Source organism: Pseudoneobacillus rhizosphaerae, from assembly GCF_917563885.1.
Lineage (GTDB): Bacteria > Bacillota > Bacilli > Bacillales > Cytobacillaceae > Pseudoneobacillus > Pseudoneobacillus rhizosphaerae.
The window spans coordinates 219,797-242,792 of the sequence record NZ_CAKJTG010000005.1 but is presented as its reverse complement, the minus strand read 5'-3'; the positions used below and the strand labels follow the sequence as shown (position 1 = coordinate 242,792).

The following is a 22,996-nucleotide window of genomic DNA, read 5'->3' as shown; positions in this document are numbered from 1 at the left end:
GAAAACACTTTTGGGTTATAGCTTTGAATAATATTTAATTTAATATCACTTGGATATTTTGACATACAAAAAACTGCACCTCCAACTGTTAGATAGTGTCTAACAATTGGGGTGCAGTTCATTAAAGGTGCTTTTTTGTATTTATCTTTTCAAGATGATAGGTGGCTTTCTAAAGTCTAAATCTAATAACCTTGTTTGATAGGGCTCAGATAATCCAAGTGCATAAAGCTTCGAGGCTTTAAGATCAAGTTCTAAATCTAAATTCCCATTACCGTGGAAGGATGATACTTTTGAGATGAGTGGTAACTGAAGGGATTTTTTCTGTTGATTTAAATAGTTTCGTCCCTTTTCACTCATTCCTAATAAACGTAAATAGGAGGGAGTTTCTATTTGGGTTAGCATGTCCACTTTTTTTGTATTCGTTAATATATGTAAGCATGCTCTTTGTAGTCTAGTCCATGTATAACGTTTCGTTTTTATGGACTGCATGAATTGTTGAAAGGACTGGGATTGAATAGCGGCATTTTTAAACCGATTTTCTAATCCCTCTTCCACTTCATAAATTTCTTTAAGTTCGCTATTTGCTGCATGAAGAATACGATATTTAAGTAGTGGCCAGTAATTCTCCCATTGATGGAATTCTTGAAAATCATCGATATATTTTATTAATAAATCTTTCGTCGATATTGGAACAAATCGGTCAATATCTCCCTTATTTGAAAAAAGTGCCTTTCGAATACTAGTTGCGCTTGCAATCGTTTCTGATGCGAAATGTTCATCATGATACTCAGCATTTTTCCGTTTAATTGTAAATGCTTTAATTGGACTGCAGAGCTTATCTATAGCTTCAATATAGTGATACCCTAGAATATTATTCGGTTTGGAAAGATTGACCATCTCATCTGTTGGAGCAAGATCATTAAAAGCATATTTTAGAGCTGTTGGATAGCTAATTCCCGATTTTATATATCTATTTATGTATTGTTGAAATTGTTCATTATTTTCTTCAATCATGGACCTAGTATTCAGAAATGAGTTAATATCCCCATCCTCACTTCCGAAACATAAAGAATCACAATTTAGGGCGTTTAGAATCGAAACAGCTCCTAATGCAAATGTTTCAGCTTTCTGAGTAGCAAATCGGTAAGGTAATTCAACTACTATGTCCACTCCACCCAATAGGGCCATTTCTGTTCGATACCACTTGTTAACAAGTGCTGGTTCCCCTCTTTGAAGAAAGTTCCCACTCATGACCGCAATGACAACATCTGGCATAACAGTTTGTTTAGCTGCCTCAATATGGAATAGGTGACCATTATGAAAAGGATTATATTCAACGATTAAACCTAGTGCTTTCAAGTTTTACCTCCTTTAATTGAAAATAGTAATTAGGGAATACTAGATTTTAAATGAAATATCAGTTAAGATACGTAAGAATAAATAAATTATAGTGTAAAGAAAAAATATTGACAAATATTTATTACAAAGCTATAATTACCTTTGTTGCCTTGGGGTGATTCAATTGAAATGGACATTAAGTCAGTTACAAAAATATCGAAATAAGGAATTTCTAATTGATGAAACAGTAAGTATGGTTGACATCAAAAAAGATGACCCAACTATTCGTGACGTTTCACCAATCCTCATTAAAGGTCGTGGGGATATTAGTTCTACGAAAATAACTTTTCATTTAACGATAGAAGGTTATTTAGTTCTACCTTGTTCTCGAACTTTAGTTGATGTGAATCTTCCAATTCATGTTGAAACTACAGAAACCTTTCTTTTATTTGGATCAGATTTTGAGACAGATGAGGAGGTTCATCGAGTAAACGGAGAAGTGATTGATTTATTTCCAGTCATTCGCGAAATCCTCTTACTTGAAATTCCAATGCAAGTTTTTTGTGACGATGTAACGGTATCTGGTGATGAAGTCGCCCTCCAATCTGGAAAAGGATGGGAAGTAATTAGCGAACTAAATCAACAAGACAAGATAGATCCTCGTTTAGCAGACCTTGCAAAATTTTTTGATAACAACAAATCTTCCGATTCATAATCGGTTGAAACAAGAAGCAAAGTGAAGTCCCAGTATTAACTGGCCTTTATACTTTCTTAAAACACTCTTTAAGGAGGTGGGAAGAATGGCTGTACCTTTTAGAAGAACTTCTAAAACTGCAAAAAGAAAACGTCGTACCCATTTTAAATTAAATGTTCCAGGTATGGTAGGTTGCCCAAACTGTGGTGAAATGAAATTAGCTCACCGCGTATGTAAAGCTTGCGGAACATACAAAGGAAAAGAAGTTGTTAGCAACTAATTTTTCCGTTCGGATATAAAGCACAAGGGCTTATTGCCCTTGTGCTTTTCCCATTAATAAAATAAGTGGGTGGAAAAATGAATTCGTACATAATAGAAGAAAAAACCGGTTATCTTTTGTTTACGATTAACCGCGAGGATGTTCGAAATGCAATCAATTATGATGTGATGGAAGGTATAGAAAAGCTTCTTGATATGGGTAAAGATAAGGCATATAAAGCTCTTGTCATAACTGGTGCTGGAGAATCTGCTTTTTGCTCTGGAGGAGATCTTTCTGCTTTTCATCAATTAAAAACAGAAAATGAATCATATCAAATGTTGTCTAAAATGTCGTCTATTTTATATCGTTTATTAACATATCCTAAACCTACATTAGCCATATTAAATGGTTCAGCTGTAGGAGGAGGTTGTGAGCTTGCTTCTGCCTGTGACTTTAGAATCGGACGAAAAGGGCTTAAGGCTGGATTTATTCAAGGTAAATTAGCTATCACCACTGGTTGGGGTGGTGGATCCATATTACTAGAAAAGCTTGGTATAACAAATGCGTTAAAGCTATTAATGACGGCAGATTTGTATGACTCTGAACAATTATTGGCAGTAGGTTTCTTAAATGAACTTTATGATGGGGACCAGCAGCAAGCATGCCAGCTTTACATAGAAAAGATGTTAAAGCTTGAAACCGAAGTCCTTTCAGCGTATAAAAAAATGGTTGTAAGGAAATGGGAGGAAACGAATCTTCAAAAGAGAATTCAGGAGGAAGTAAGTAACTGTGCAAAGCTATGGCAATCAGAAGCCCACCATCAGAAGGTTACTAGCTTTTTATTAAAAAACAAAAAAATGTAATTATTTTATACATAGAGGAAGATTATAGCAGTCTATCTTTTCTAGTAAGTGCATATGTATGAGTATTAATGTACACTAGGAGGGATATACAGATGACTTCTACACGCCAAGACGCTTGGAATCAAGATGAAGATTTATTGTTAGCTGAGGTTGTGCTAAGGCATATACGCGAAGGAAGTACGCAATTACATGCTTTTGAAGAGGTGGGGAAGCAATTATCACGTACCTCTGCTGCATGTGGGTTTCGTTGGAACTCATATGTCCGAAAGCAATACAAATCTGGTATTGAGATAGCTAAAAAACAAAGAAAAGAATTGAAAAAACAAGTCACAAGCCTAGTAGCTAGTCCAGAAGAGATAAATAGTTTACCTGAAAATTCAAAGATAGAAAAGAAAGAAGTAGACCCAAATATTTCTTTCCAGAAAGTTATGGATTTCTTATCGGATTTAAATGACCAAGTGGAAAGTTATCAATTAGAAAAAGAAGAAAAGAAAAAACAGCAAGATAATATTAGTGATTTAGAGAAAAAAGTATATTATTTAGCATCTGAAAATGAAAAATTATCACTTGAATTAAAAACAATTGAAAATGATTACCGTTCATTAATTGAGATTATGGAACGTGCAAGAAAAATGGTTGTTCTTCAGGAAGAAGAACGACAGCCGAAAGTGAAGTTCCAAATGGATAAAAATGGTAATTTAGAACGAATTGAAAAATAAAAAAGGGGTCTGGATGTAAAATGTACCCAATAGAAAGACATTTTCTTTAGCGTCTACTCTATAGGGTACATTTTAAAGTTAGACCCCTTTTTTGTTTACTTCGCTTCCCAAATTAATGGATTTTCACCTAAATCGCGTTGCATGTCATAATGAACAGATGTGAAACCTTGCTTCTCCCAAAATTCTTTGGATTTTACTCTAGGGTTTGTTTTAATTGGTAATCCAAAACCTTTTGCAAAGTTAACTAAGGCTGTACCATATCCTCTATCTTGGTAATCAGGTAATACTTCTAATTTCCATAATTCTAAATAGTCCTGGGTAGGGCTAAAATAACGATCAAATCGTGCATCTACTTGATATAAGCTCATTCTTGCGACTAGTTTATTACCGAAGTAGATTCCGTAAAATGGTGAATCGCTATCATTTTCAATAATATTCGCTTCAAGATCCTCCAGCATTGATAACTCTTGAAGACCGTATTCTTTAAACTTTTTAAATTCCTCTAAAGTTTTGTAGTTCACTTTTAATTTTTTTACTTCTAAAGGCAATGTAATTCCCCCTCTATATATAATAAATGTTAAATATATTCTCCATTCATTATAATACAGAAAGAGCAAAAATTCTCACTTATTTTAATGGAAGCGTTTTCGATGAAAGCAGGAAAAAGGGAGAACTTTGTAGAAACTTAATAGGGATGGGAAAAAAATCAGTCAATTAGACTTAAATATAAGTCTATAGGCAATGTTTTGTCTTGGAAAGAAAGGGGTATTAGATGCAAAAAATCTTAATTGCAAATCGTGGAGAAATTGCTTTAAGAATTATTAAAACATGTAAAGAAATGGACATAGAAACCATTGCGATTTACTCTGATGCAGATAGTGAAATGCCGTTTGTAAAAGAAGCGACAAAAGCGGTAAGAATTGGGGAAGCACCAGTAAATAAGTCCTATTTAAGGGCTGATTTAATATTGGAAATCGCTATTCAAGAAAAAGTAGACGCAATCCACCCTGGGTACGGTTTTCTATCAGAGAATGCAGCTTTTGCAGCCCAAGTGATTGAGCAAGGTATTAAATTTATCGGTCCTTCACCGAAAACGATTGAACTCATGGGCGATAAAATTGTTTCAAGAAATACGATGATGAATGCTGGTGTCCCTGTTGTACCGGGAAGTAGTTTAGGTGTAGTAAATGAAGAGGAAGCGTGTGAACTAGCAAAAACAATTGGTTACCCTGTTATGCTTAAAGCGAGTGGGGGAGGCGGCGGTATCGGGATGATTCGCTGTGAAGATGAGCAATCGCTCATTAAATCATTCACATCAACTAAGACAAGAGCAAAAAACTACTTCGGTTCAGATGAAGTCTTTATTGAAAAATGCATAGAAAATGGCCGACATATTGAAGTACAAGTATTTGGTGATAATTACGGTAACATTGTGCATATGTTTGAGAGGGATTGCTCGGTTCAACGAAGAAATCAAAAAGTGATAGAAGAATCACCATCCCCATTTTTATCTGCAGAAACAAAGGAGAAAATGTTTGAAACCGCTATTCTAGCTGCTAAATCAGTAAATTATATAAATGCAGGAACAATAGAATTCATTGTGGATGAAGAGGAAAATTTTTATTTCTTAGAAATGAATACTCGACTACAAGTCGAACACCCAGTAACTGAATCCATCACCGGATTAGATTTGGTCGAATGGCAAATATTGGTCGCTAGAGGAGAAAAACTACCATTATTACAACCGGAAATAAAACGTAATGGGCATGCAATTGAATTTCGTCTATATGCAGAGGATCCTGTTACCTTTTTACCTTCACCGGGAAAAATTACAAGTATAGAATGGCCAATAACTATAAATGCTCGAATAGATTCTGGATATGAGAGTGGTCAGGTGGTTACCCCGTTTTATGACCCAATGATTGCCAAATGTATTGTTTTTGGTGAGAATCGTACAGAAACACTATTAAATGCACAAGCTTTTTTTGAGAAATTTAACTTAGAAGGAATTAAGACAAATGCAGCCTTATTCCAAGAAATTCTAAAAGATGAAGATTTCAAAAAGGGAAATTATACTACCGCATTTTTATCAACTAAAAAATAACATTAAAATAGGGGGAACTATTCATGAAAGAAATTACAGCATCGATGGCAGGTACCGTTTTCAATATCCTTGTTTCACAAGGTGACAATATCGAATTATCACAACAAGTTCTTGTTTTAGAATCCATGAAAATGGAGATTCCGGTTGAAAGCACTTTTTCAGGTAAAGTAATGGAAGTAAAAGTAAACATCGGTGATTTTGTTAATGAAGGCGATGTTTTAGTCGTAATTGAATAATAGAGATATATGGGGGAAAGAAGCATGACAACGAAAACACCTAATGACATATTGTTCAGCAAAAGACAAGAGATTGAAGCAGGTGGACACCCAAAATATCATGAAAAGCAAAAAGAGCAAAATAAATTATTCGTTCGTGACCGTTTGGCTAAGCTTTTCGATAATGGGGAATATGAAGAGGATGGTAAGTTTGCAAATTATTCAGCAGGAGACCTTCCGGCTGACGGTGTTGTAACTGCTATAGGCAAAATAAACGGACAAACAGTTTGTGTTATGGCGAATGATTCTACAGTTAAAGCTGGCTCATGGGGTGCACGTACTGTCGAAAAAATAATTCGGATTCAAGAGGTTGCTGAAAAATTAACTGTACCTATTCTTTATTTAGTTGATTCAGCTGGAGCAAGAATAACAGACCAACTGGATATGTTTCCAAACCGCAGAGGTGCAGGTAAAATTTTCTATAACCAAGTTAAATTATCAGGAATGGTTCCGCAGGTTTGTATTTTATTTGGCCCATCTGCTGCCGGTGGAGCTTATATCCCAGCTTTTTGTGACATCGTTATCATGGTTGATAAAAATGCTTCTATGTATTTAGGTTCACCTAGGATGGCGGAAAAAGTAATTGGTGAAAAAGTAACACTAGAAGAGATGGGTGGGGCAAGAATGCATTGTTCCATCAGTGGATGTGGTGACCAATTAGTTTTAAGTGAAGAGGAAGCAATTCTATCAGCAAGAAATTATTTAAGCTATTTCCCTGCCAGCTTTAAAGAAAAGCCAGCAAAAGTGGAAGCAATTATACCTAAACAAGGACGTCTATTGGAAGACATTATTCCCGAAAACCAGAATGCACCTTTTGATATGTATGAGTGTATTGATAATCTAATTGATGCAAATAGCTTTTATGAAATTAAAAAGCTATTTGCACCTGAGTTAATTACAGGGTTTGCAAGAATTGATGGAAGAGTTGTAGGGATCGTTGCTAACCAACCTAAGGTTAAAGGTGGAGTACTGTTTGTAGATTCAGCTGATAAAGCGGCGAAATTCATCACTCTATGTGACGCTTTCCATATACCTTTGTTATTTTTAGCGGATGTACCTGGATTTATGATAGGTACTAAAGTAGAAAGAGCAGGCATTATCCGTCATGGTGCGAAGCTGATTGCAGCTATGAGCTCTGCTACCGTTCCAAAGATTTCTGTTGTTGTTAGAAAGGCATACGGTGCAGGTCTTTATGCAATGGCTGGCCCAGCATTTGAGCCAGATTGTTGTATTGCACTTCCAACTGCACAAATTGCCGTAATGGGACCGGAAGCGGCTGTCAATGCGGTGTATTCTAATAAAATCAATGAAATTACCGATTCAAAGGAAAGGTTAGCATATGTTCAAGAAAAACATCAGGAATATAAAGAACATATTGATATTTATAAACTAGCATCCGAATTAATTGTTGATGAGATTGTTGCTCCTTCAGAGTTAAGAAATGTATTAATAAATCGTTTTGGACTGTACGAATCAAAGGAAATACTATTTAGCGTTAGAAAGCATCCAGTATATCCTGTTTAAAATTAATATTTTCTATAGAGGGTCCCGCATGAGTAGTAATACGGGTCTCTCTTTTTTTATTTTAGTAAATACAAGTGTTGCTCTTATTTGGTAAAATATAGATGAGTGTATTTGAAAGAGGGATTAAAATGAAAATCGGTATTATTGGTGGAGGCTCTATCGGATTATTATTTAGCTATTATTTAAGCGAATATTATGAAGTAACACTATATACAAGAACTAAGGAACAGGCAGATGCGATCTGTCAAAATGGTATTCAATTAAAATATAACGGGCAAACCCTTCGAAGAGAAATAAAGACTAATTCCTTTGAAAATTGGCATGGAGATGAAGACTTAACTTTTATTGCCGTCAAACAATATCATTTAAGGACTATTATGAAGCAATTAATAGAGAAGCAAACTGGAAAAACGGACTTCATTTTTCTCCAAAATGGTATGGGTCATCTAAAGTTATTAGAGCTTCTTAATTCAGAAACTATATATGTAAGCACTGTAGAACATGGTGCCTTTAAATGTAATCCATATACAGTGGAGCATAATGGAATCGGTCAAACTAAGCTAGCTTTGTTTAAAGGAAGTAACACTCTTCCGAATTCCCTATTTCTCATTCATGGTTTCCCAGTAGTTTTTGAGGCTGATTATTATCAAATGTTAATAAAAAAGCTCGTTATTAACGCAATCATTAACCCGCTTACTTCAATTCTAAGGGTTACAAATGGGGAAATTATTCAAAATGAGCATTATTTACGAGTGGTTCGAAACTTATTTGCGGAAATCGCGGAAATTTTAAACTTAGACGATGAGGGAGGTTATTTCCAATTGGTATTAGAAGTTTGTGAAAGAACATCCGCCAATCGTTCGTCCATGTTAAAAGACATCGAACAAAATAATCAAACAGAAGTAGATTCGATCATTGGGTTTATATTAGAGGAAGCCGAGAGGAAGAAGATAAAAGCTCCTATTTGCCAGATGCTGTATGACTTTATTAAAGGGAGTGAAAGTTAGGGGAGATAGAACACATGCTTAGCATCATATCATCTTTAATTGCTACATTTATTACAGTACCAATTCTTGTTTATATTCTCATTTTTGTTATTAGTAAACTACTAACCAAAAATCATCGAAGAGCCGTTCAATTTGCTCTTGATTATAGTACGGTTTTCTTTATTCTTTCAGTTCATTTTCTTGTGCTTGTAATATGGGAAAAATCGTTTTTATGGGCTATTTTTATTTTTCTATTCACTTGTGCTATTATCTTTGTAATTATTAATTGGAAACTAAAAGGGGAAATTGTGTTTTCACGCTGTTTCAAAGGGTTTTGGCGCTTTTGTTTTCTCGTTTTTTTTATTGCCTATCTGGCATTAACCATATTTGGGCTTTTCCAAAAAATCACTTCTCATTTATAAATTTTCAAATTTCAAGCAAAGTTTTTTTAAGATTACCTTAACAATGTTATACTCAAGAAAAAGTGTTTTTCAAAAGAAAGGACGTTAATAAATGGAGATTTTAAATCTCTCGTTACCTGCTACTAATCGCTTCGCATCCGGTTATTTACAACAAGAGTCTGAAATCATGTCTTTTTTCGATTACGGATATGGAAATCATGCTCAAGATTTAGATCGAATAGTAGAATTACAAAATCGAGCATTTCCACGAGACGTATTAGCTGATCATATTGAGAAGTTTATGAAACCTTTTCCAACGTCAGCTAAGGTTGTAGAATCTCTTGCAAAATTTAAACAACCGCAAAGTACAGTCGTAATAGGTGGACAGCAAGCTGGAATTCTAACTGGACCATTATATAGTATACATAAAGTCATTTCGATCATAAAACTTGCAGAAGAAAAGGAAAGACAATTAAACATACCTGTTGTTCCGATATTTTGGATTGCAGGAGAGGATCACGATTACCATGAGGTAAATCATCTTTTTGTACCGTTCGAACAGAAACTAGTAAAAAAAGTATACCCTGAAAAAATGCTTCAAAAGAAAATGGTTTCAGATATAGAGTTGGACTCGGAAAAATGTTTCAATTGGGCAAAGGAAGTTATCGAAATGCTTGGGGAGGCAGAATATACTCAGGAAGTTCAAACTTTTATCCAGAAAGCAGTAAATAATTCTAGAAATTATGTAGACTTTTTTGCGTTTATTATTATGGAATTATTTAAGGAAAAAGGACTATTGATTGTTGATTCAGGTAATGCTGATTTAAGAAAAATTGAGAAGGATATTTTTCTGAGGCAAATCGAGAAACATAATGAGATATCCTATGCTTTACATAATCAACAAAGAGAAATATCAAAACATGGTTTCCCATTGACGATTGATGCCTCACTTCAATCAGCAAATCTTTTTTATTATGAGGAAAAGTTTAATGAGCGACTGTTACTCGAGTATCATGTTGAAAGCAAATTGTTTGTAAGTAAAAATAAAGCTGTCACCTTTACTTTTGATGAGCTCTTTCAATTGGCAAATGAGTTTCCTGAGAGAATAAGTAATAATGTGGTTACAAGACCTTTAATGCAAGAGTCGTTATTTCCAACCCTTGCTTTTATCGCTGGACCTGGGGAAATCGCCTATTGGGCTGAGTTAAAACAAGTATTTGAAATCTTTGAAATGAAAATGCCCCCTATCGTACCAAGATTAAACTTAACCTTTGTCGAAAGAGCGGTAGACAGCGATATAGTTGATTTAAATTTAACGATTGAGGAAGTATTACGAAATGGTACCGCCTCAGCTGTAGAAACCTTTTTTACTTCGGTAAAAGACGCAGAGCTAGCGGAACAGTTTGTTCAAATGAAAGATCAAGTCTCCCAACAATATAAAATAATTGAGGCGAAGCTTGCTAACCTAGATCGTGGGCTTTTACCTTTATTGGCGAAAAACGAAATGAAACTACTAGAACAGATTGATTTTATGCAAACGAGGATTGATAATTCCATTCAGCATAGGCATGCGAATACCTTTCAAAAATTTAATCGAATTGAAAATTCGCTTCGTCCCAATGGTGCTCCCCAAGAAAGAATTTGGAATGTATTCTATTTTCTCAATAAATATGGATTTACTATGATTGATGATTTATTAAGCTTGCCATTTGAGTTTGATGGATTGCATAAGGTGGTTAAGCTTTAAATCTTTTGACCCTGTCTATATTAGATGGGGTTTTTTGTTTTTGTGGTGAAACATCAAGCTAAATGTCTGTAGAAGTGAAATAGAGTCGCCGATTGTGCCCACGAAAGCCCAAAATTCAAGTTAGCGGTAAAAAAGATCCCCACATATTTTATGTGTTTCCAGATAAAATATTTCCACTTGCTAGCAGGTATTTTAATCACTAAGGCGAATTATTAAAAAAAGGTGGAGGAAAGTGGGGGATTGTGGTACATTTTAGTTAGAAAGTGGGTGTATTGGGTATGTTTATGGGTGAACACCATCATAACATTGATAGCAAAGGCCGCCTGATTGTGCCTGCTAAATTCCGTGATGACCTTGGGGAAGTATTTGTACTTACTCGTGGGTTGGATCAGTGTTTATTTGGTTACCCATTAAGTGAGTGGAAGGAAATTGAACAAAAGCTTAAAGCCCTCCCATTAACGAAAAAAGATGCCCGAGCATTTACACGATTTTTCTTTTCTGGTGCAACAGAAAGTGAAATTGATAAACAAGGAAGAACTAATATACCGACACCACTACTTCAATATGCAAAATTAGATAAAGAATGTGTTATTTTAGGTGTGTCCAATCGAATTGAAATTTGGAGTAAGCAGATTTGGGAAGACTATTTTAATGAGTCAGAGGAATCTTTTGCGGAAATTGCAGAAAATATGATTGGGTTTGATATATAATGAAATTTCCGTGCTCAAAAAAGCTTGATTCGAAAAGGAGATATACAGATGTTTGAACATACAACAGTGCTTTTAAAAGAAACGGTTGCTGGTTTAAATATAAAACCAGATGGTATTTATGTAGATTGTACCTTAGGAGGAGCTGGACATAGTGAGCTCATTCTTTCTCATTTATCTGACCAAGGGAGATTAATTGCCTTTGATCAAGATCAGACAGCCATTAATCACGCTAAAGATAAATTAGCTAAATACAAAGCTCGAGTTACTTTTATTAAACGAAACTTTTTATATTTAAAAGCTGGATTAGAAGAAGTAGGCATAGATAAAGTTGATGGGATCCTTTATGATCTTGGGGTTTCATCCCCGCAATTAGACACACCAGAACGTGGGTTTAGTTATCATCATGATGCTCCATTAGATATGCGCATGGATAATGAAGCGGAAGTATCAGCTTTCCATGTCGTCAATAATTGGGCGTATGAAGATTTAGTTAGAATATTTTTCCAATATGGTGAAGAAAAGTTTTCTAAACAAATAGCTAGAAAAATTGAAGCAGCAAGAGCGATAAAACCTATTCAAACGACTTTTGAGTTAGTGGAATTAATTAAAGATGGAATACCTGCGCCAGCGAGAAGAAAAGGTGGACACCCTGCGAAACGTATATTCCAAGCAATTAGAATCGCTGTAAATGATGAACTTGCTGTATTTGAAAAATCACTAAAGCAAGCCATTGATATATTAAATCCTGGGGGAAGAATTAGTGTTATTACCTTTCATTCTCTTGAAGATCGGATTTGTAAAGTAACCTTTAAAAAGGAAAGTGAAGGTCCAGAGCTTCCACCTGGAATGCCAGTCATTCCAGCAGGCTATGAACCAGAACTAAAGCTTATTACTCGAAAACCAATTCTTCCATCTGAAGAAGAATTAGAACAGAATAACCGCGCTCGTTCGGCGAAGCTTCGAATTGCAGAAAAAGTATAGAAATAAACTATAGGAGGGGATTTCGTGGGCAATTTAGCAAGGAAATATCAACAAGAAAAGCATTATGAACAGCAAAAAAGTGGACAAGTATTAACAAATAAGGAAAAACGTATTTGGATCACACCTGGTGAAAAGGGGTTAGGACTCATTTTCGGCGCAATGGTATGCTTTGGGGCTTACCACATGATTTCTGCCCAAGCCTCCATATATGAAGTGAAAAAGGATATCGTTTCAATGGAAAAGACGATTGGTGAACAGAAAAAAGTAAATAATGATTTGAAAATGCAAGTAAGTGAATTAAGCACCTATGAACGGATATGGGAAAAAGCGAGAGACCTTGGTTTGAAGCTTAATGAAAATAACGTTAAGGTTGTGCGCGATAAATGATAAAGAAACAGCGTAATATTAATATTGGAGCAGCCGTTTTGTTTTTTGGATTCGGTGTGCTCTTTTTTGTCTTACTATTTAGGTTTGCTTCCATTCAACTTTCGGGTCAAGTTTCAGGACAAGTCCTCACTGAAATTAGTGAAAAACAATACAATCAAAAACGTGTAATCCCTGCAGTACGTGGTACTATTTTTGATAAAAATGGTGAGGTTATTGCAGAAGAGGCAGCTTCTTATACGCTAGTTGCCATTCTGGATGAAAAGATGCCCAAGCATGTTAAGGACCCTGAAAAAACTGCAAAAATATTAGCAAAATACATTGATCTACCTGAATCAGAAATTCAAGCCATCTTAAGTAAACCCAAAAAACAAGTAGAATTTGGAAAAGCAGGTAAAGATATTCCTCATCAAACGAAACAAGAAATTGAAAAGCTTAAACTTCCAGGAATATCCTTTCTTAGGGATTCGATTAGATTTTATCCGAACGGTATTTTTTCATCCCATTTAGTTGGTTTTATTGAAGAAAAAAAGGATAAAGATGGAAAGGTTAAGAAAAAAGGCACATTAGGAATAGAACAAAGCCTAGATAAACAATTAACCGGTAAAAATGGAAGTATAAACTATGAAAGTGATATATGGGGTTTATTACTTCCGAATGGAAAAGAAGATATTGTTCCAGCAGAAAATGGGAAAAATGTGTACTTAACAATTGATAAAAAAATCCAAACCTTCTTAGAAGACGCTTTAAATAAAGTGGATGAAGAGTATAAACCTATGAAAATGATAGCAATTGTAGCTAGTCCAAAAACAGGCGAAATTTTAGCCATGGGTCAACGACCATCTTTTCATCCGAAAACTAGAGAAGGAATTAATAAGAGCTGGCATAATGAAGCAATAGAGACGCCGTTTGAACCAGGCTCAACGATGAAAATATTCACTTTGGCAGCAGCAATTGAAGAAAAGAAGTTTGATCCTAATGAATGGTATATGTCAGGTGGCTATAAGGTTGGACCGAATACCATCCGGGACCACAACTGGAGTGGATGGGGAAGTATCACCTATCTTGAAGGTGTTCAACGATCATCAAACGTTGCATTTGCAAAGCTAGCGAGTGATAAGCTTGGATTTGAAAAATTCCGTGAATATCTGACTAAATTTGGTTTTGATCAGCCCACTGGGATTGATTTACCGAATGAAACATCTGGGACTATTCTTTATAACTATCCGCTTGAAAAAGTTACAACTTCATTCGGACAAGGTTCAACATTGACACCTATTCAGCAAATACAGGCTGCAACAGCTATAGCGAACGATGGGAAGATGATGAAGCCATATGTCATAAAGAAAATAGTTGATGCAGATAGTAAAGAAGTGATAACTGAAAGGAAGGCAGATGTAGTTGGGAAACCGATTTCAGCTGCAACGGCTAAACAAGTAAGAGATATCCTGGAATCAGTAGTTACTTCGCCTAATGGTACTGGTAATCGGTATCAAATTGACGGTTATAGCGTGGCAGGAAAAACTGGTACTGCCCAAATTCCTGGGCCAGATGGAAAATATTTAACTGGTGCAAAAAATTATATATTCTCCTTTCTAGGAATGGCACCAAAGGATAACCCAGAATTAATTGTGTATGTTGCGATTCAACAACCGGAAATTGAGAGTTATTTTAATGGTTCGATACCTGTATCGATGATATTTAATTCTGTTATGAAAAATAGCCTACAATATATGAATATAGAACCCGTAAAAACGAAAAAAGCAGCATCGATTGTCCTGCCTAACGTAAACAAACAAACCCCAGACGTTGCTAAAAAGACACTTGAACAATTAGGTTTAAAGGTCATAGTACTGGGGAATGGAACAAAAGTTATCGATCAATTACCTAATATAGGTTCAAAGGTTTTAGAAGGAGAAAAAATAGTATTAAAAACGGATGGGAATTTAGATATGCCAGATTTAACAGGCTGGTCCCTAAGAGATACGATTAAAGTAGCAAATCTTGCTGCATTAAAACTTAATCCAGTCGGTAAAGGATTTGTCGTAAAACAAAATATTTCACCAAGTACTCCTATTGAGGAAGGCGAATTCTTGATAGTAGACTTTGAAACTCCCTTAGAACAATTTGAAAAGGAAGAAAAAGCAAAACGGGATGCGGAGTCCCCTAAAGATGATACGGATGAAATAGAGGTATTGAATTAACTCCTCAGCACAGCTCGTTCTATTCTAATAAGTACAAGCATATATTTTGAACGATAAACTTAAAGTAGGACGAGCAAAAGGAGGAGCGTTCAAGAATATGCGTGTTTCGAATGTTACTGTGAGAAAGCGATTAGCTGTTGCCTTATTTATTGGGATTTTAATATTTCTAATTATTGACGTTCGCTTAGGATACGTCCAGTTTGTGTTAGGGGATATGCTAACCGATCGGGCAAGGGATTCCTGGAGTAGAAACATTCCCTTTGAACCAGAACGAGGTCAGATAATGGATCGAAATGGGGTAGCACTTGCCACTAATATTAGTTCTCCAACGGTTTATATTGTGCCTAGACAAATAAAGAACCCTGCTGAGACGGCCGAAAAGTTAGCAACGGTATTAAAAATGTCAAAAGAAAGTGCCTATAAACAAATTACTCAAAGGGCAATGAATGTAAGATTAAAAGAAGGTCGAAAAATCTCGCATGAAAAAGCAAAAGAGGTTCGTGCTTTAGGACTTGAAGGAATATATATTGGGGAAGATTCTAAAAGATATTATCCATATGGTAAACATCTATCTCATGTACTTGGGTTTGCTGGAGTAGACAATCAAGGTTTAATGGGTCTTGAATTATTTTATGATAAAGAATTACAAGGAAAAAAAGGATCGGTCCAATTTTATTCTGATGCAAAAGGTGCCCGTATGGAAAACATGGCTGATGACTACCAGCCTCCAATAGACGGTTTAGATCTGAAGTTAACGATTGATACAAAGGTCCAAACAATAGTAGAACGAGAACTTGATATTGCTCAAGCTAAATATAATCCAGATGGTATTATCGCGATAGCAATGGATCCTAATACAGGTGAAATCTTAGCGATGTCTAGTCGTCCCAATTTTGACCCTGCAAAATTCCAAACTGTTCCTCAAGAAGTATACAATCGTAATTTACCAGTATGGAGCACCTATGAACCAGGCTCCACCTTTAAGATTATCACTCTAGCTGCTGCCCTAGAAGAAGGAAAGGTAGATTTGGAGCATGGTCATTTTCATGACCCTGGATATGCAAAGGTAGAAGGAGCCACTTTACGTTGTTGGAAAAGGGGTGGACATGGTTCACAAACCTTTTTAGAGGTTGTTCAAAATTCATGTAACCCAGGTTTCGTAGAGTTAGGACAACGCCTTGGTAAAGATACACTTTTTAAATATATAAAGGATTTCGGCTTTGGCCAAAAGACCGGTATCGACCTTCAAGGTGAAGGAACTGGAATCATGTTCAAATTAGCAAATGTCGGTCCTGTTGAATTAGCAACGACAGCCTTTGGTCAAGGTGTTTCCGTAACTCCAATTCAGCAGGTAGCAGCAGTTGCTGCAGCTGTTAATGGTGGAACACTGTATACACCTTATATCGCAAAAGAGCTTGTCGATCCAATAAGCCAGGAAGTAGTAATGAAGAAATCTCCAATCGCAAAACGACGAGTAATTTCTGAGAAAACCTCAAAAGAAATTCGCCATGCTCTTGAAAGTGTTGTTGCCAAAGGGTCTGGTGGTAGAGCTTTTGTTGATTCATATAGAGTCGGTGGTAAAACAGGTACAGCACAAAAAGCACAGAATGGAAGATACCTTGAAAACAACCACATTGTTTCCTTTATTGGTTTTGCACCAGCAGATGATCCACAAATAGTAGTATATGTAGGGGTAGACAATCCTAAAGGGACTGTTCAATTCGGCGGCGTTGTTTCAGCTCCGATAGTTGGAGCTATTATGGAGGACAGTCTACATGCTCTTGATGTTAAGCCAAGAAAAAATCAAATTCCTAAAAAAATGACTTGGGAGGATCTCCCTTTTATTGAAGTCCCTAATTTAGTTGGTTTAACAAAGAAAGAATTACAACAACAAATGATTGACCTTAAAATTGATGCAAGTGGCAAAGGAGATATTGTTGTTAGGCAGGCTCCTGAAGCAGGCACTAAGCTTAAGGAAGGATCAACAATTCGACTTTATTTTGACGAGGTACAAAATTAGAAAGAAGAAAAGGGCGGCGGTACAAATAACCGCCGTCCGTTTTATATTAGTATAAGAACTTTGAAAGTTGCCCCAGCTTCGAGTCCAACATTGCTAAACGGGCGCTTCCGCTTTTCTTAATTTTCATGTAAAATAATACACACATCTAAGAGATACAAGACATTTGATTACTTGTATTTGACCCCGAGAGGACTGATTATTTTTGAATTTAATTCAAATTATAGATAGTTTACATTTATTAACACCTTATAATGGGCCAAATGTTGAAATTTCTTCAATTGAAAACGATAACCGACAGGTGAAGAAGGGCAGCTTATTTATTTGTTTAAAGGGATATACTGTCGATGGTCATAATTTTGCTAAGTCTGCTGTTGAGAATGGTGCTGTGGCTATCATTGCTGAAAGAGAACTAGAAGAAGTTAAGGTCCCTGTTATTATTGTGAAAGATTCATTTAAAGCAATGTCGGTTATTGCTGATACATATTACGGACAGCCGAGTCAGAAGCTTCACTTAATTGGAATTACTGGTACAAATGGTAAAACCACGACAAGTCATTTAATTGAAAAAATATTCGCAGATCAAAATAGAAATACAGGTTTAATAGGTACGATGTATACGAAAATTGTAGAAGAAAAAGTCGAAAATAAAAACACGACTCCTGATAGTTTAACATTGCAAAAAACATTTCGAGAGATGTTAAATAAAAATGTGGAAGTAGCTGTTATGGAGGTTTCTTCTCATGCTTTAGATTTAGGTAGGGTTCATGGTACTGATTTTGATGTCGCTATTTTTACCAATCTCAGCCAAGATCACTTAGACTATCATGAAACGATGGAAGAATACAAAAGGGCAAAAAGCTTATTATTTTCCCAATTAGGCAACAGTTTCAAAATTAATAATCCCAAATACGCAATCTTCAACACAGATGATATAACTTATCAGGATTATAAAAAGATGACTGCCGCCCATATTGTTACATACGGGATAGACAATGATGCTGATATTATGGCAACTCAAATAAAAATGACACCTAATGGAACGACTTTTGACATAGTTATCCAAGGGCGAGATTATCCTATTACTATCCAACTAGCAGGAAAATTTAACGTCTACAATGTATTGGCAAGTATTGCAGCCGCATTAGTATCTAACATCCCAATCAATGACATTATTTCATCGTTAGAAAAAATAGAAGGTGTTCCAGGTAGATTTGAATTAGTTAAGGCGGGGCAGGATTTTTCAGTAGTGGTAGATTATGCTCATACTCCTGAAGCACTCGAGAATGTTTTAAAAACAATTAAGCAATTTGCAAATAAAGAAATCTTTACAGTAATAGGCTGCGGAGGCGACCGGGATAAAACGAAAAGACCTTTAATGGCCCAAATTGCATGTCTTTATTCTACAGTGCCGATATTTACTTCCGATAATCCTAGAAGTGAAGACCCCACCTCCATTCTAAAGAATATGGAAGAAGGAGTTATTGGTAAAACCTATCATTCAATCGTAGATCGTAAGGAAGCTATTAAGTTTGCGATAAATCACGCGAAACAAGGGGATGTTATCTTAATAGCAGGTAAAGGGCATGAAACCTATCAAACAATCGGTGGTCAAAATTTTGATTTTGATGATCGTTTAGTAGCAAAAGAGGCTATTGAGGAGAGATAGAATGTTTTTAACTTATAACGATTTGGCTAACATTTTTCCTGACTCAAAAGGTATAAAGGATGATTTCCAATTTTATACTGTTTCAACAGAAGCAACTCTTAGTCAGTTAAAGGGGTTATTTATCCCTATGTTCAATGATTCAGGAGAGTTAAAGGATGCCATTAATAATGGGGCGATTGGAGCCATTTGGGATGTAAAGGTGGAGATTCCCTCCTATATTCCTAGTCAGTTTCCAATCTTCTTTGCCCCCGATTTAAACAAAGCACTAGAATTCATATTAAAAAGTTATGCAGATAAATTAAATGGAGATAAAAATGAGATTATGAATATGACAAAATTCCTTTTTAAAGAAGAAAGGCTTCTGAATGAAACCTTTTCTTCATATGATAAACTTGTATTAAAATTCGTATCGCCAACGGAAAGGGGGGTATAACATGTTGGAACAAGTTATATTTTTGACTATTTTTATGGGCTTTCTCATTACTGTATTAATTTCTCCAATATTTATACCCTTTCTAAGAAGATTAAAATTTGGGCAAAGTATTCGTGAGGAAGGTCCGAAGAGTCACCAAAAGAAATCGGGTACTCCTACTATGGGAGGAGTGATGATTCTTTTATCGATAATCGTCACAACCTTTGTTATGACAGGGAAATTTGCTGAACCAACAGTGAAAACCTATCTACTTCTACTTGTTACCTTTGGTTTTGGATTACTTGGTTTTTTAGATGATTTTATCAAGGTAGTTATGAAAAGAAATCTCGGACTGACATCGAGGCAGAAGTTAATCGGACAAATTATTGTTTCGGCTATTTTTTATTTTATTTTTAAACAAAATGAATTTTCAACAGAAGTATCCATACCATTAACAGACATATCTTTTGACCTTGGTTGGTTTTATTTCCTATTTGTCACATTTTGGTTAGTAGGATTTTCAAATGCTGTTAATCTAACTGACGGGCTCGATGGCCTTGTCTCAGGAACATCTGCAATTGCTTTTGGAGCTTTTGCAGTTTTGGCATGGAGTTTGTCACAGTTTGAAATAGCAATCTTTTCAGTATCAGTAGTTGGAGCGGTCCTGGGGTTTTTAGTTTTTAATGCCCATCCTGCAAAGGTGTTTATGGGGGATACCGGATCACTTGCATTAGGAGGGGCCATTGCAACGATCGCCATTTTATTAAAGCTTGAAATTTTACTCATAATAATTGGCTTTGTATTTGTAATGGAAACATTATCGGTTATTTTACAAGTTATTTCCTTTAAGACAACTGGTAAACGTATTTTTAGAATGAGTCCACTTCATCATCATTATGAATTAGTTGGCTGGTCAGAATGGCGTGTAGTTGTTACTTTCTGGAGTGTCGGATTATTATGTGCAATACTCGGAATCTATATAGAGGTGTGGTTATAATTGAAGCAGAATACAAAATACCAACATAAAAAAATATTAGTGCTAGGACTTGCAAAAAGTGGAGTCAGTGCAGCAACCCTTTTGCATAAATTAGGTGCATTTGTCACGATCAATGATCTGAAACCATTTTCAGAAAATCCTGAAGCACAAGGTTTACTCGAACAAGGGATTACAGTTATTTGTGGTGATCATCCAATTGATTTATTGGATGAGGGCTTTGAATTGGTCGTCAAAAATCCTGGAATTCCATATCATAATCCAATGGTAAAACGAGCAATTGAAAAAGGGATTCCAATTATTACTGAAGTTGAATTGGCTTATGAAATTTCAGAAGCACCTTTTATCGGGATTACAGGAACGAATGGAAAAACAACTACCACAACGCTTATTTTTGAAATGTTAGAAAAAGGTAGTAAAATGCCAATGATCGCCGGAAATATTGGTACGGTCGCTTCTGATGTGGCTCAGATGGCAGAGGGACATAACCAAATCGTTATTGAATTATCTTCTTTTCAATTAATGGGTATTGATACGTTTAGACCTAAAATTGCTGTTTTAACAAACCTATATGATGCTCATTTGGATTATCACCGTACACGGCCAGAGTATTTTGAAGCTAAATCTTACATTACGAAGAATCAGACCGTTGATGATTATTTTATTGTAAACTATGAGCAAGAAGAGGTTATGAATATTGCAAGATTATCTCAAGCAACTATCGTTCCTTTTTCTACTAAACAATTTTTAGAAACAGGTGCATCTGTAAAGGATGGCTGGGTGTATTTTAATGGTGAGCCAATTTTGGAGAGAAGCCAAATTGTTCTTCCAGGTGATCATAATCTAGAAAACATTTTATCTGCTATTGCTGCTGCTAAATTGACTGGAGTAGAAAATCGTGCCATTCATTATGTTTTATCAACATTTACTGGTGTAAAGCACAGACTCCAATATATTGGTGATAAGCATGGACGGAAGTTTTATAACGACTCAAAGGCTACAAATATTTTAGCAACTCAAAATGCATTAAATGCTTTCCGTCAGCCCGTCGTTTTACTCGCTGGTGGATTAGATCGTGGGAATGAATTTGATGAGCTCTTACCAGCATTTAAACAAATTAAAGCGTTAATCACATTTGGCCAAACAGCCGAAAAGCTTGAAAGAGTTGGAAAACAGGCAGGAATAAAAACAATCATTCGTGTCGATAATGTTGAAAAGGCCGTGCCTGTTGCATTAGACCTTTCTGAAGCGGATGACATTATCCTACTTTCTCCTGCCTGCGCAAGCTGGGATCAATATAAAACTTTTGAGGTCAGGGGAGACATTTTTATAAATGCTGTGCATAAGCTTTAGTAAGGGCTTGTCTACATAACGAATTCGGTGTACCGCCTGACTCGAAAGTGGTTCGAGAAACAAAACTCGAATAGCCCAAAAATGTGCAGTCGAGGTGTGTAAAGTGTGACAAAAAAAACTACTCCCGATTTTATTTTACTGATCGTGACCTTTATGCTTTTAGCAATAGGCTTAATCATGGTCTATAGCGCTAGTGCTATCTGGGCGGATTATAAGTTTCAAGATTCCTTTTTCTTCGCTAAAAGGCAGATGTTATTTGCAGGTGTTGGAATCGTCGCCATGTTCTTTATTATGAATATCAATTATTTGACTTGGAAGACATGGGCAAAGGTTATCTTAATTGTTTGTTTTGTCTTACTTATTTTAGTCCTTATACCTGGGATTGGTAATGTTCGGAATGGATCAAGAAGTTGGATTGGTGTTGGTGCCTTTTCAATTCAGCCTTCTGAATTTATGAAGCTTGCTATGATTGCGTTCTTATCCAAGTATTTATCTGAAAACCAAAAATTGATTACTTCTTTTAAAAAAGGAATAATTCCTTCCCTTGGATTAGTTTTTCTAGCGTTTGCATTAATTATGCTACAGCCTGATCTCGGGACAGGAACAGTGATGGTAGGAACATGTGTAGTAATGGTATTAGTAGCTGGGGCGAGAATATGGCATTTTGCTATATTTGGCATTATTGGTTTAGCTGGATTTGTTGGTCTTGTTATTTCGGCACCATATCGAATTAAACGCATCACTTCATTTTTAGATCCATGGCAAGACCCGTTAGGTAGTGGATTTCAAATTATTCAATCACTATATGCAATTGGACCAGGTGGGTTATTTGGACTTGGTTTAGGTCAAAGTCGCCAAAAGTTTTTCTATTTACCAGAACCGCAAACCGATTTTATTTTTGCGATATTAGCTGAGGAACTTGGATTCATTGGTGGCTCCTTTATATTATTACTATTCGCACTTCTCCTATGGAGAGGAATACGAATCGCATTAGGTGCGCCCGAGCTCTTTGGTAGCTTTTTGGCTGTAGGGATTATTGCAATGATTGCGATTCAAGTAATGATAAATATAGGTGTTGTCACAGGTCTAATGCCTGTTACAGGAATAACCCTTCCTTTCTTGAGTTATGGGGGTTCCTCTTTAACATTAATGCTCATGGCAATTGGTGTTCTTCTAAATATAAGTCGTTATTCAAGATATTAGCCCTGTATCTACAGGGTCTTTTTGTTTTTTCTCTTAAACATGAAATGATAAAATAGGATTATTACAATTCATTAACAAACTGTTTGCAAAATGTAAAACAGGGCGAAAATTATAGTAGAATAAGATATTGAAAAATCTTAAAAAGGGTGCCCAATATGA

22 protein-coding genes are annotated in these 22,996 nt (G+C 35.7%); 20 read left to right on the top strand and 2 right to left on the bottom strand.

Going from position 1 to position 22,996, the window contains the following annotated elements:
- Nucleotides 1-141 precede the first annotated feature (141 nt).
- Complete coding sequence (locus LRP83_RS06070) at nt 142-1,359, bottom strand: nucleotidyltransferase (RefSeq protein WP_230495783.1); 1,218 nt, start codon at nt 1,357-1,359, stop codon at nt 142-144.
- A 163-nt stretch (nt 1,360-1,522) separates the two neighbouring features.
- On the opposite strand from LRP83_RS06070, the gene LRP83_RS06065 reads away from it, so the two are divergent.
- The 4 genes from LRP83_RS06065 (at nt 1,523) to LRP83_RS06050 (ending at nt 3,873) form a co-directional block, all read left to right on the top strand.
- The gene (locus LRP83_RS06065; protein WP_230495782.1) at nt 1,523-2,053 is read left to right on the top strand and encodes a YceD family protein; all 531 of its coding nucleotides are present in this window, start codon (nt 1,523-1,525) and stop codon (nt 2,051-2,053) included.
- Between the two features lie 85 nt (nt 2,054-2,138).
- Nucleotides 2,139-2,312: a 50S ribosomal protein L32 gene (gene rpmF, locus LRP83_RS06060; RefSeq protein ID WP_230495781.1), complete on the top strand. Its 174-nt coding sequence runs from the start codon at nt 2,139-2,141 to the stop codon at nt 2,310-2,312.
- Nucleotides 2,313-2,389: 77 nt separating this feature from the next.
- Entirely contained in the window at nt 2,390-3,154 is a 765-nt protein-coding gene (locus LRP83_RS06055) for an enoyl-CoA hydratase/isomerase family protein (protein ID WP_230495780.1), read from the top strand.
- 92 nt (nt 3,155-3,246) lie between these two features.
- Nucleotides 3,247-3,873, top strand: coding sequence for an RsfA family transcriptional regulator (locus tag LRP83_RS06050; protein ID WP_230495779.1), 627 nt, complete (start codon nt 3,247-3,249; stop codon nt 3,871-3,873).
- A gap of 95 nt (nt 3,874-3,968) precedes the next feature.
- On the opposite strand, the gene LRP83_RS06045 is transcribed toward LRP83_RS06050, so the two are convergent.
- Entirely contained in the window at nt 3,969-4,421 is a 453-nt protein-coding gene (locus LRP83_RS06045; RefSeq protein WP_230495778.1) for an N-acetyltransferase, read from the bottom strand.
- Between the two features lie 224 nt (nt 4,422-4,645).
- On the opposite strand from LRP83_RS06045, the gene LRP83_RS06040 reads away from it, so the two are divergent.
- The 16 genes from LRP83_RS06040 (at nt 4,646) to spoVE (ending at nt 22,837) form a co-directional block, all read left to right on the top strand.
- Entirely contained in the window at nt 4,646-5,977 is a 1,332-nt protein-coding gene (locus tag LRP83_RS06040) for an acetyl-CoA carboxylase biotin carboxylase subunit (RefSeq protein ID WP_230495777.1), read from the top strand.
- A 23-nt stretch (nt 5,978-6,000) separates the two neighbouring features.
- Entirely contained in the window at nt 6,001-6,213 is a 213-nt protein-coding gene (locus LRP83_RS06035) for an acetyl-CoA carboxylase biotin carboxyl carrier protein subunit (protein ID WP_230495776.1), read from the top strand.
- A gap of 24 nt (nt 6,214-6,237) precedes the next feature.
- Nucleotides 6,238-7,776: an acyl-CoA carboxylase subunit beta gene (locus LRP83_RS06030; protein WP_230495775.1), complete on the top strand. Its 1,539-nt coding sequence runs from the start codon at nt 6,238-6,240 to the stop codon at nt 7,774-7,776.
- 128 nt (nt 7,777-7,904) lie between these two features.
- A complete protein-coding gene (locus LRP83_RS06025; protein ID WP_230495774.1) occupies nt 7,905-8,783 on the top strand; it encodes a 2-dehydropantoate 2-reductase in 879 nt (292 codons plus the stop codon).
- Between the two features lie 14 nt (nt 8,784-8,797).
- A complete protein-coding gene (locus LRP83_RS06020) occupies nt 8,798-9,184 on the top strand; it encodes a DUF3397 domain-containing protein (RefSeq protein WP_230495773.1) in 387 nt (128 codons plus the stop codon).
- A gap of 91 nt (nt 9,185-9,275) precedes the next feature.
- A complete protein-coding gene (bshC, locus tag LRP83_RS06015) occupies nt 9,276-10,910 on the top strand; it encodes a bacillithiol biosynthesis cysteine-adding enzyme BshC (RefSeq protein WP_230495772.1) in 1,635 nt (544 codons plus the stop codon).
- Nucleotides 10,911-11,188: 278 nt separating this feature from the next.
- Nucleotides 11,189-11,620: a division/cell wall cluster transcriptional repressor MraZ gene (gene mraZ, locus LRP83_RS06010; protein ID WP_230495771.1), complete on the top strand. Its 432-nt coding sequence runs from the start codon at nt 11,189-11,191 to the stop codon at nt 11,618-11,620.
- A 48-nt stretch (nt 11,621-11,668) separates the two neighbouring features.
- Nucleotides 11,669-12,601 (top strand): 16S rRNA (cytosine(1402)-N(4))-methyltransferase RsmH, encoded by a 933-nt coding sequence (gene rsmH, locus LRP83_RS06005; protein WP_230495770.1) that lies wholly within the window; start codon nt 11,669-11,671, stop codon nt 12,599-12,601.
- Between the two features lie 24 nt (nt 12,602-12,625).
- Entirely contained in the window at nt 12,626-12,988 is a 363-nt protein-coding gene (ftsL, locus tag LRP83_RS06000) for a cell division protein FtsL (RefSeq protein ID WP_230495769.1), read from the top strand.
- Complete coding sequence (locus LRP83_RS05995) at nt 12,985-15,189, top strand: penicillin-binding protein (RefSeq protein ID WP_230495768.1); 2,205 nt, start codon at nt 12,985-12,987, stop codon at nt 15,187-15,189. The genes ftsL and LRP83_RS05995 overlap by 4 nt, the downstream gene beginning before the upstream one ends.
- Nucleotides 15,190-15,286: 97 nt before the next feature.
- On the top strand, nt 15,287-17,209 hold the full coding sequence (locus LRP83_RS05990) for a stage V sporulation protein D (protein WP_230495767.1): 1,923 nt from the start codon (nt 15,287-15,289) through the stop codon (nt 17,207-17,209).
- A gap of 202 nt (nt 17,210-17,411) precedes the next feature.
- On the top strand, nt 17,412-18,875 hold the full coding sequence (locus tag LRP83_RS05985) for a UDP-N-acetylmuramoyl-L-alanyl-D-glutamate--2,6-diaminopimelate ligase (protein WP_230495766.1): 1,464 nt from the start codon (nt 17,412-17,414) through the stop codon (nt 18,873-18,875).
- A gap of 1 nt (nt 18,876) precedes the next feature.
- Nucleotides 18,877-19,308: a hypothetical protein gene (locus tag LRP83_RS05980; protein WP_230495765.1), complete on the top strand. Its 432-nt coding sequence runs from the start codon at nt 18,877-18,879 to the stop codon at nt 19,306-19,308.
- A 1-nt stretch (nt 19,309) separates the two neighbouring features.
- The gene (gene mraY, locus LRP83_RS05975) at nt 19,310-20,284 is read left to right on the top strand and encodes a phospho-N-acetylmuramoyl-pentapeptide-transferase (protein ID WP_230495764.1); all 975 of its coding nucleotides are present in this window, start codon (nt 19,310-19,312) and stop codon (nt 20,282-20,284) included.
- Entirely contained in the window at nt 20,285-21,634 is a 1,350-nt protein-coding gene (gene murD, locus LRP83_RS05970) for a UDP-N-acetylmuramoyl-L-alanine--D-glutamate ligase (protein WP_230495763.1), read from the top strand.
- 105 nt (nt 21,635-21,739) lie between these two features.
- The gene (gene spoVE, locus LRP83_RS05965; RefSeq protein WP_290369498.1) at nt 21,740-22,837 is read left to right on the top strand and encodes a stage V sporulation protein E; all 1,098 of its coding nucleotides are present in this window, start codon (nt 21,740-21,742) and stop codon (nt 22,835-22,837) included.
- Nucleotides 22,838-22,996: the final 159 nt, after the last annotated feature.

What these genes read in the sequence shown, in the direction of transcription:
- rpmF (WP_230495781.1), top strand. Translation starts at nt 2,139, where the DNA reads ATGGCTGTACCTTTTAGAAGAACTTCTAAAACTGCAAAAAGAAAACGT.
- LRP83_RS06055 (WP_230495780.1), top strand. Translation starts at nt 2,390, where the DNA reads ATGAATTCGTACATAATAGAAGAAAAAACCGGTTATCTTTTGTTTACG.
- LRP83_RS06050 (WP_230495779.1), top strand. Translation starts at nt 3,247, where the DNA reads ATGACTTCTACACGCCAAGACGCTTGGAATCAAGATGAAGATTTATTG.
- LRP83_RS06040 (WP_230495777.1), top strand. Translation starts at nt 4,646, where the DNA reads ATGCAAAAAATCTTAATTGCAAATCGTGGAGAAATTGCTTTAAGAATT.
- LRP83_RS06035 (WP_230495776.1), top strand. Translation starts at nt 6,001, where the DNA reads ATGAAAGAAATTACAGCATCGATGGCAGGTACCGTTTTCAATATCCTT.
- LRP83_RS06030 (WP_230495775.1), top strand. Translation starts at nt 6,238, where the DNA reads ATGACAACGAAAACACCTAATGACATATTGTTCAGCAAAAGACAAGAG.
- LRP83_RS06025 (WP_230495774.1), top strand. Translation starts at nt 7,905, where the DNA reads ATGAAAATCGGTATTATTGGTGGAGGCTCTATCGGATTATTATTTAGC.
- LRP83_RS06020 (WP_230495773.1), top strand. Translation starts at nt 8,798, where the DNA reads ATGCTTAGCATCATATCATCTTTAATTGCTACATTTATTACAGTACCA.
- bshC (WP_230495772.1), top strand. Translation starts at nt 9,276, where the DNA reads ATGGAGATTTTAAATCTCTCGTTACCTGCTACTAATCGCTTCGCATCC.
- mraZ (WP_230495771.1), top strand. Translation starts at nt 11,189, where the DNA reads ATGTTTATGGGTGAACACCATCATAACATTGATAGCAAAGGCCGCCTG.
- rsmH (WP_230495770.1), top strand. Translation starts at nt 11,669, where the DNA reads ATGTTTGAACATACAACAGTGCTTTTAAAAGAAACGGTTGCTGGTTTA.
- LRP83_RS05995 (WP_230495768.1), top strand. Translation starts at nt 12,985, where the DNA reads ATGATAAAGAAACAGCGTAATATTAATATTGGAGCAGCCGTTTTGTTT.
- LRP83_RS05990 (WP_230495767.1), top strand. Translation starts at nt 15,287, where the DNA reads ATGCGTGTTTCGAATGTTACTGTGAGAAAGCGATTAGCTGTTGCCTTA.
- LRP83_RS05980 (WP_230495765.1), top strand. Translation starts at nt 18,877, where the DNA reads ATGTTTTTAACTTATAACGATTTGGCTAACATTTTTCCTGACTCAAAA.
- mraY (WP_230495764.1), top strand. Translation starts at nt 19,310, where the DNA reads ATGTTGGAACAAGTTATATTTTTGACTATTTTTATGGGCTTTCTCATT.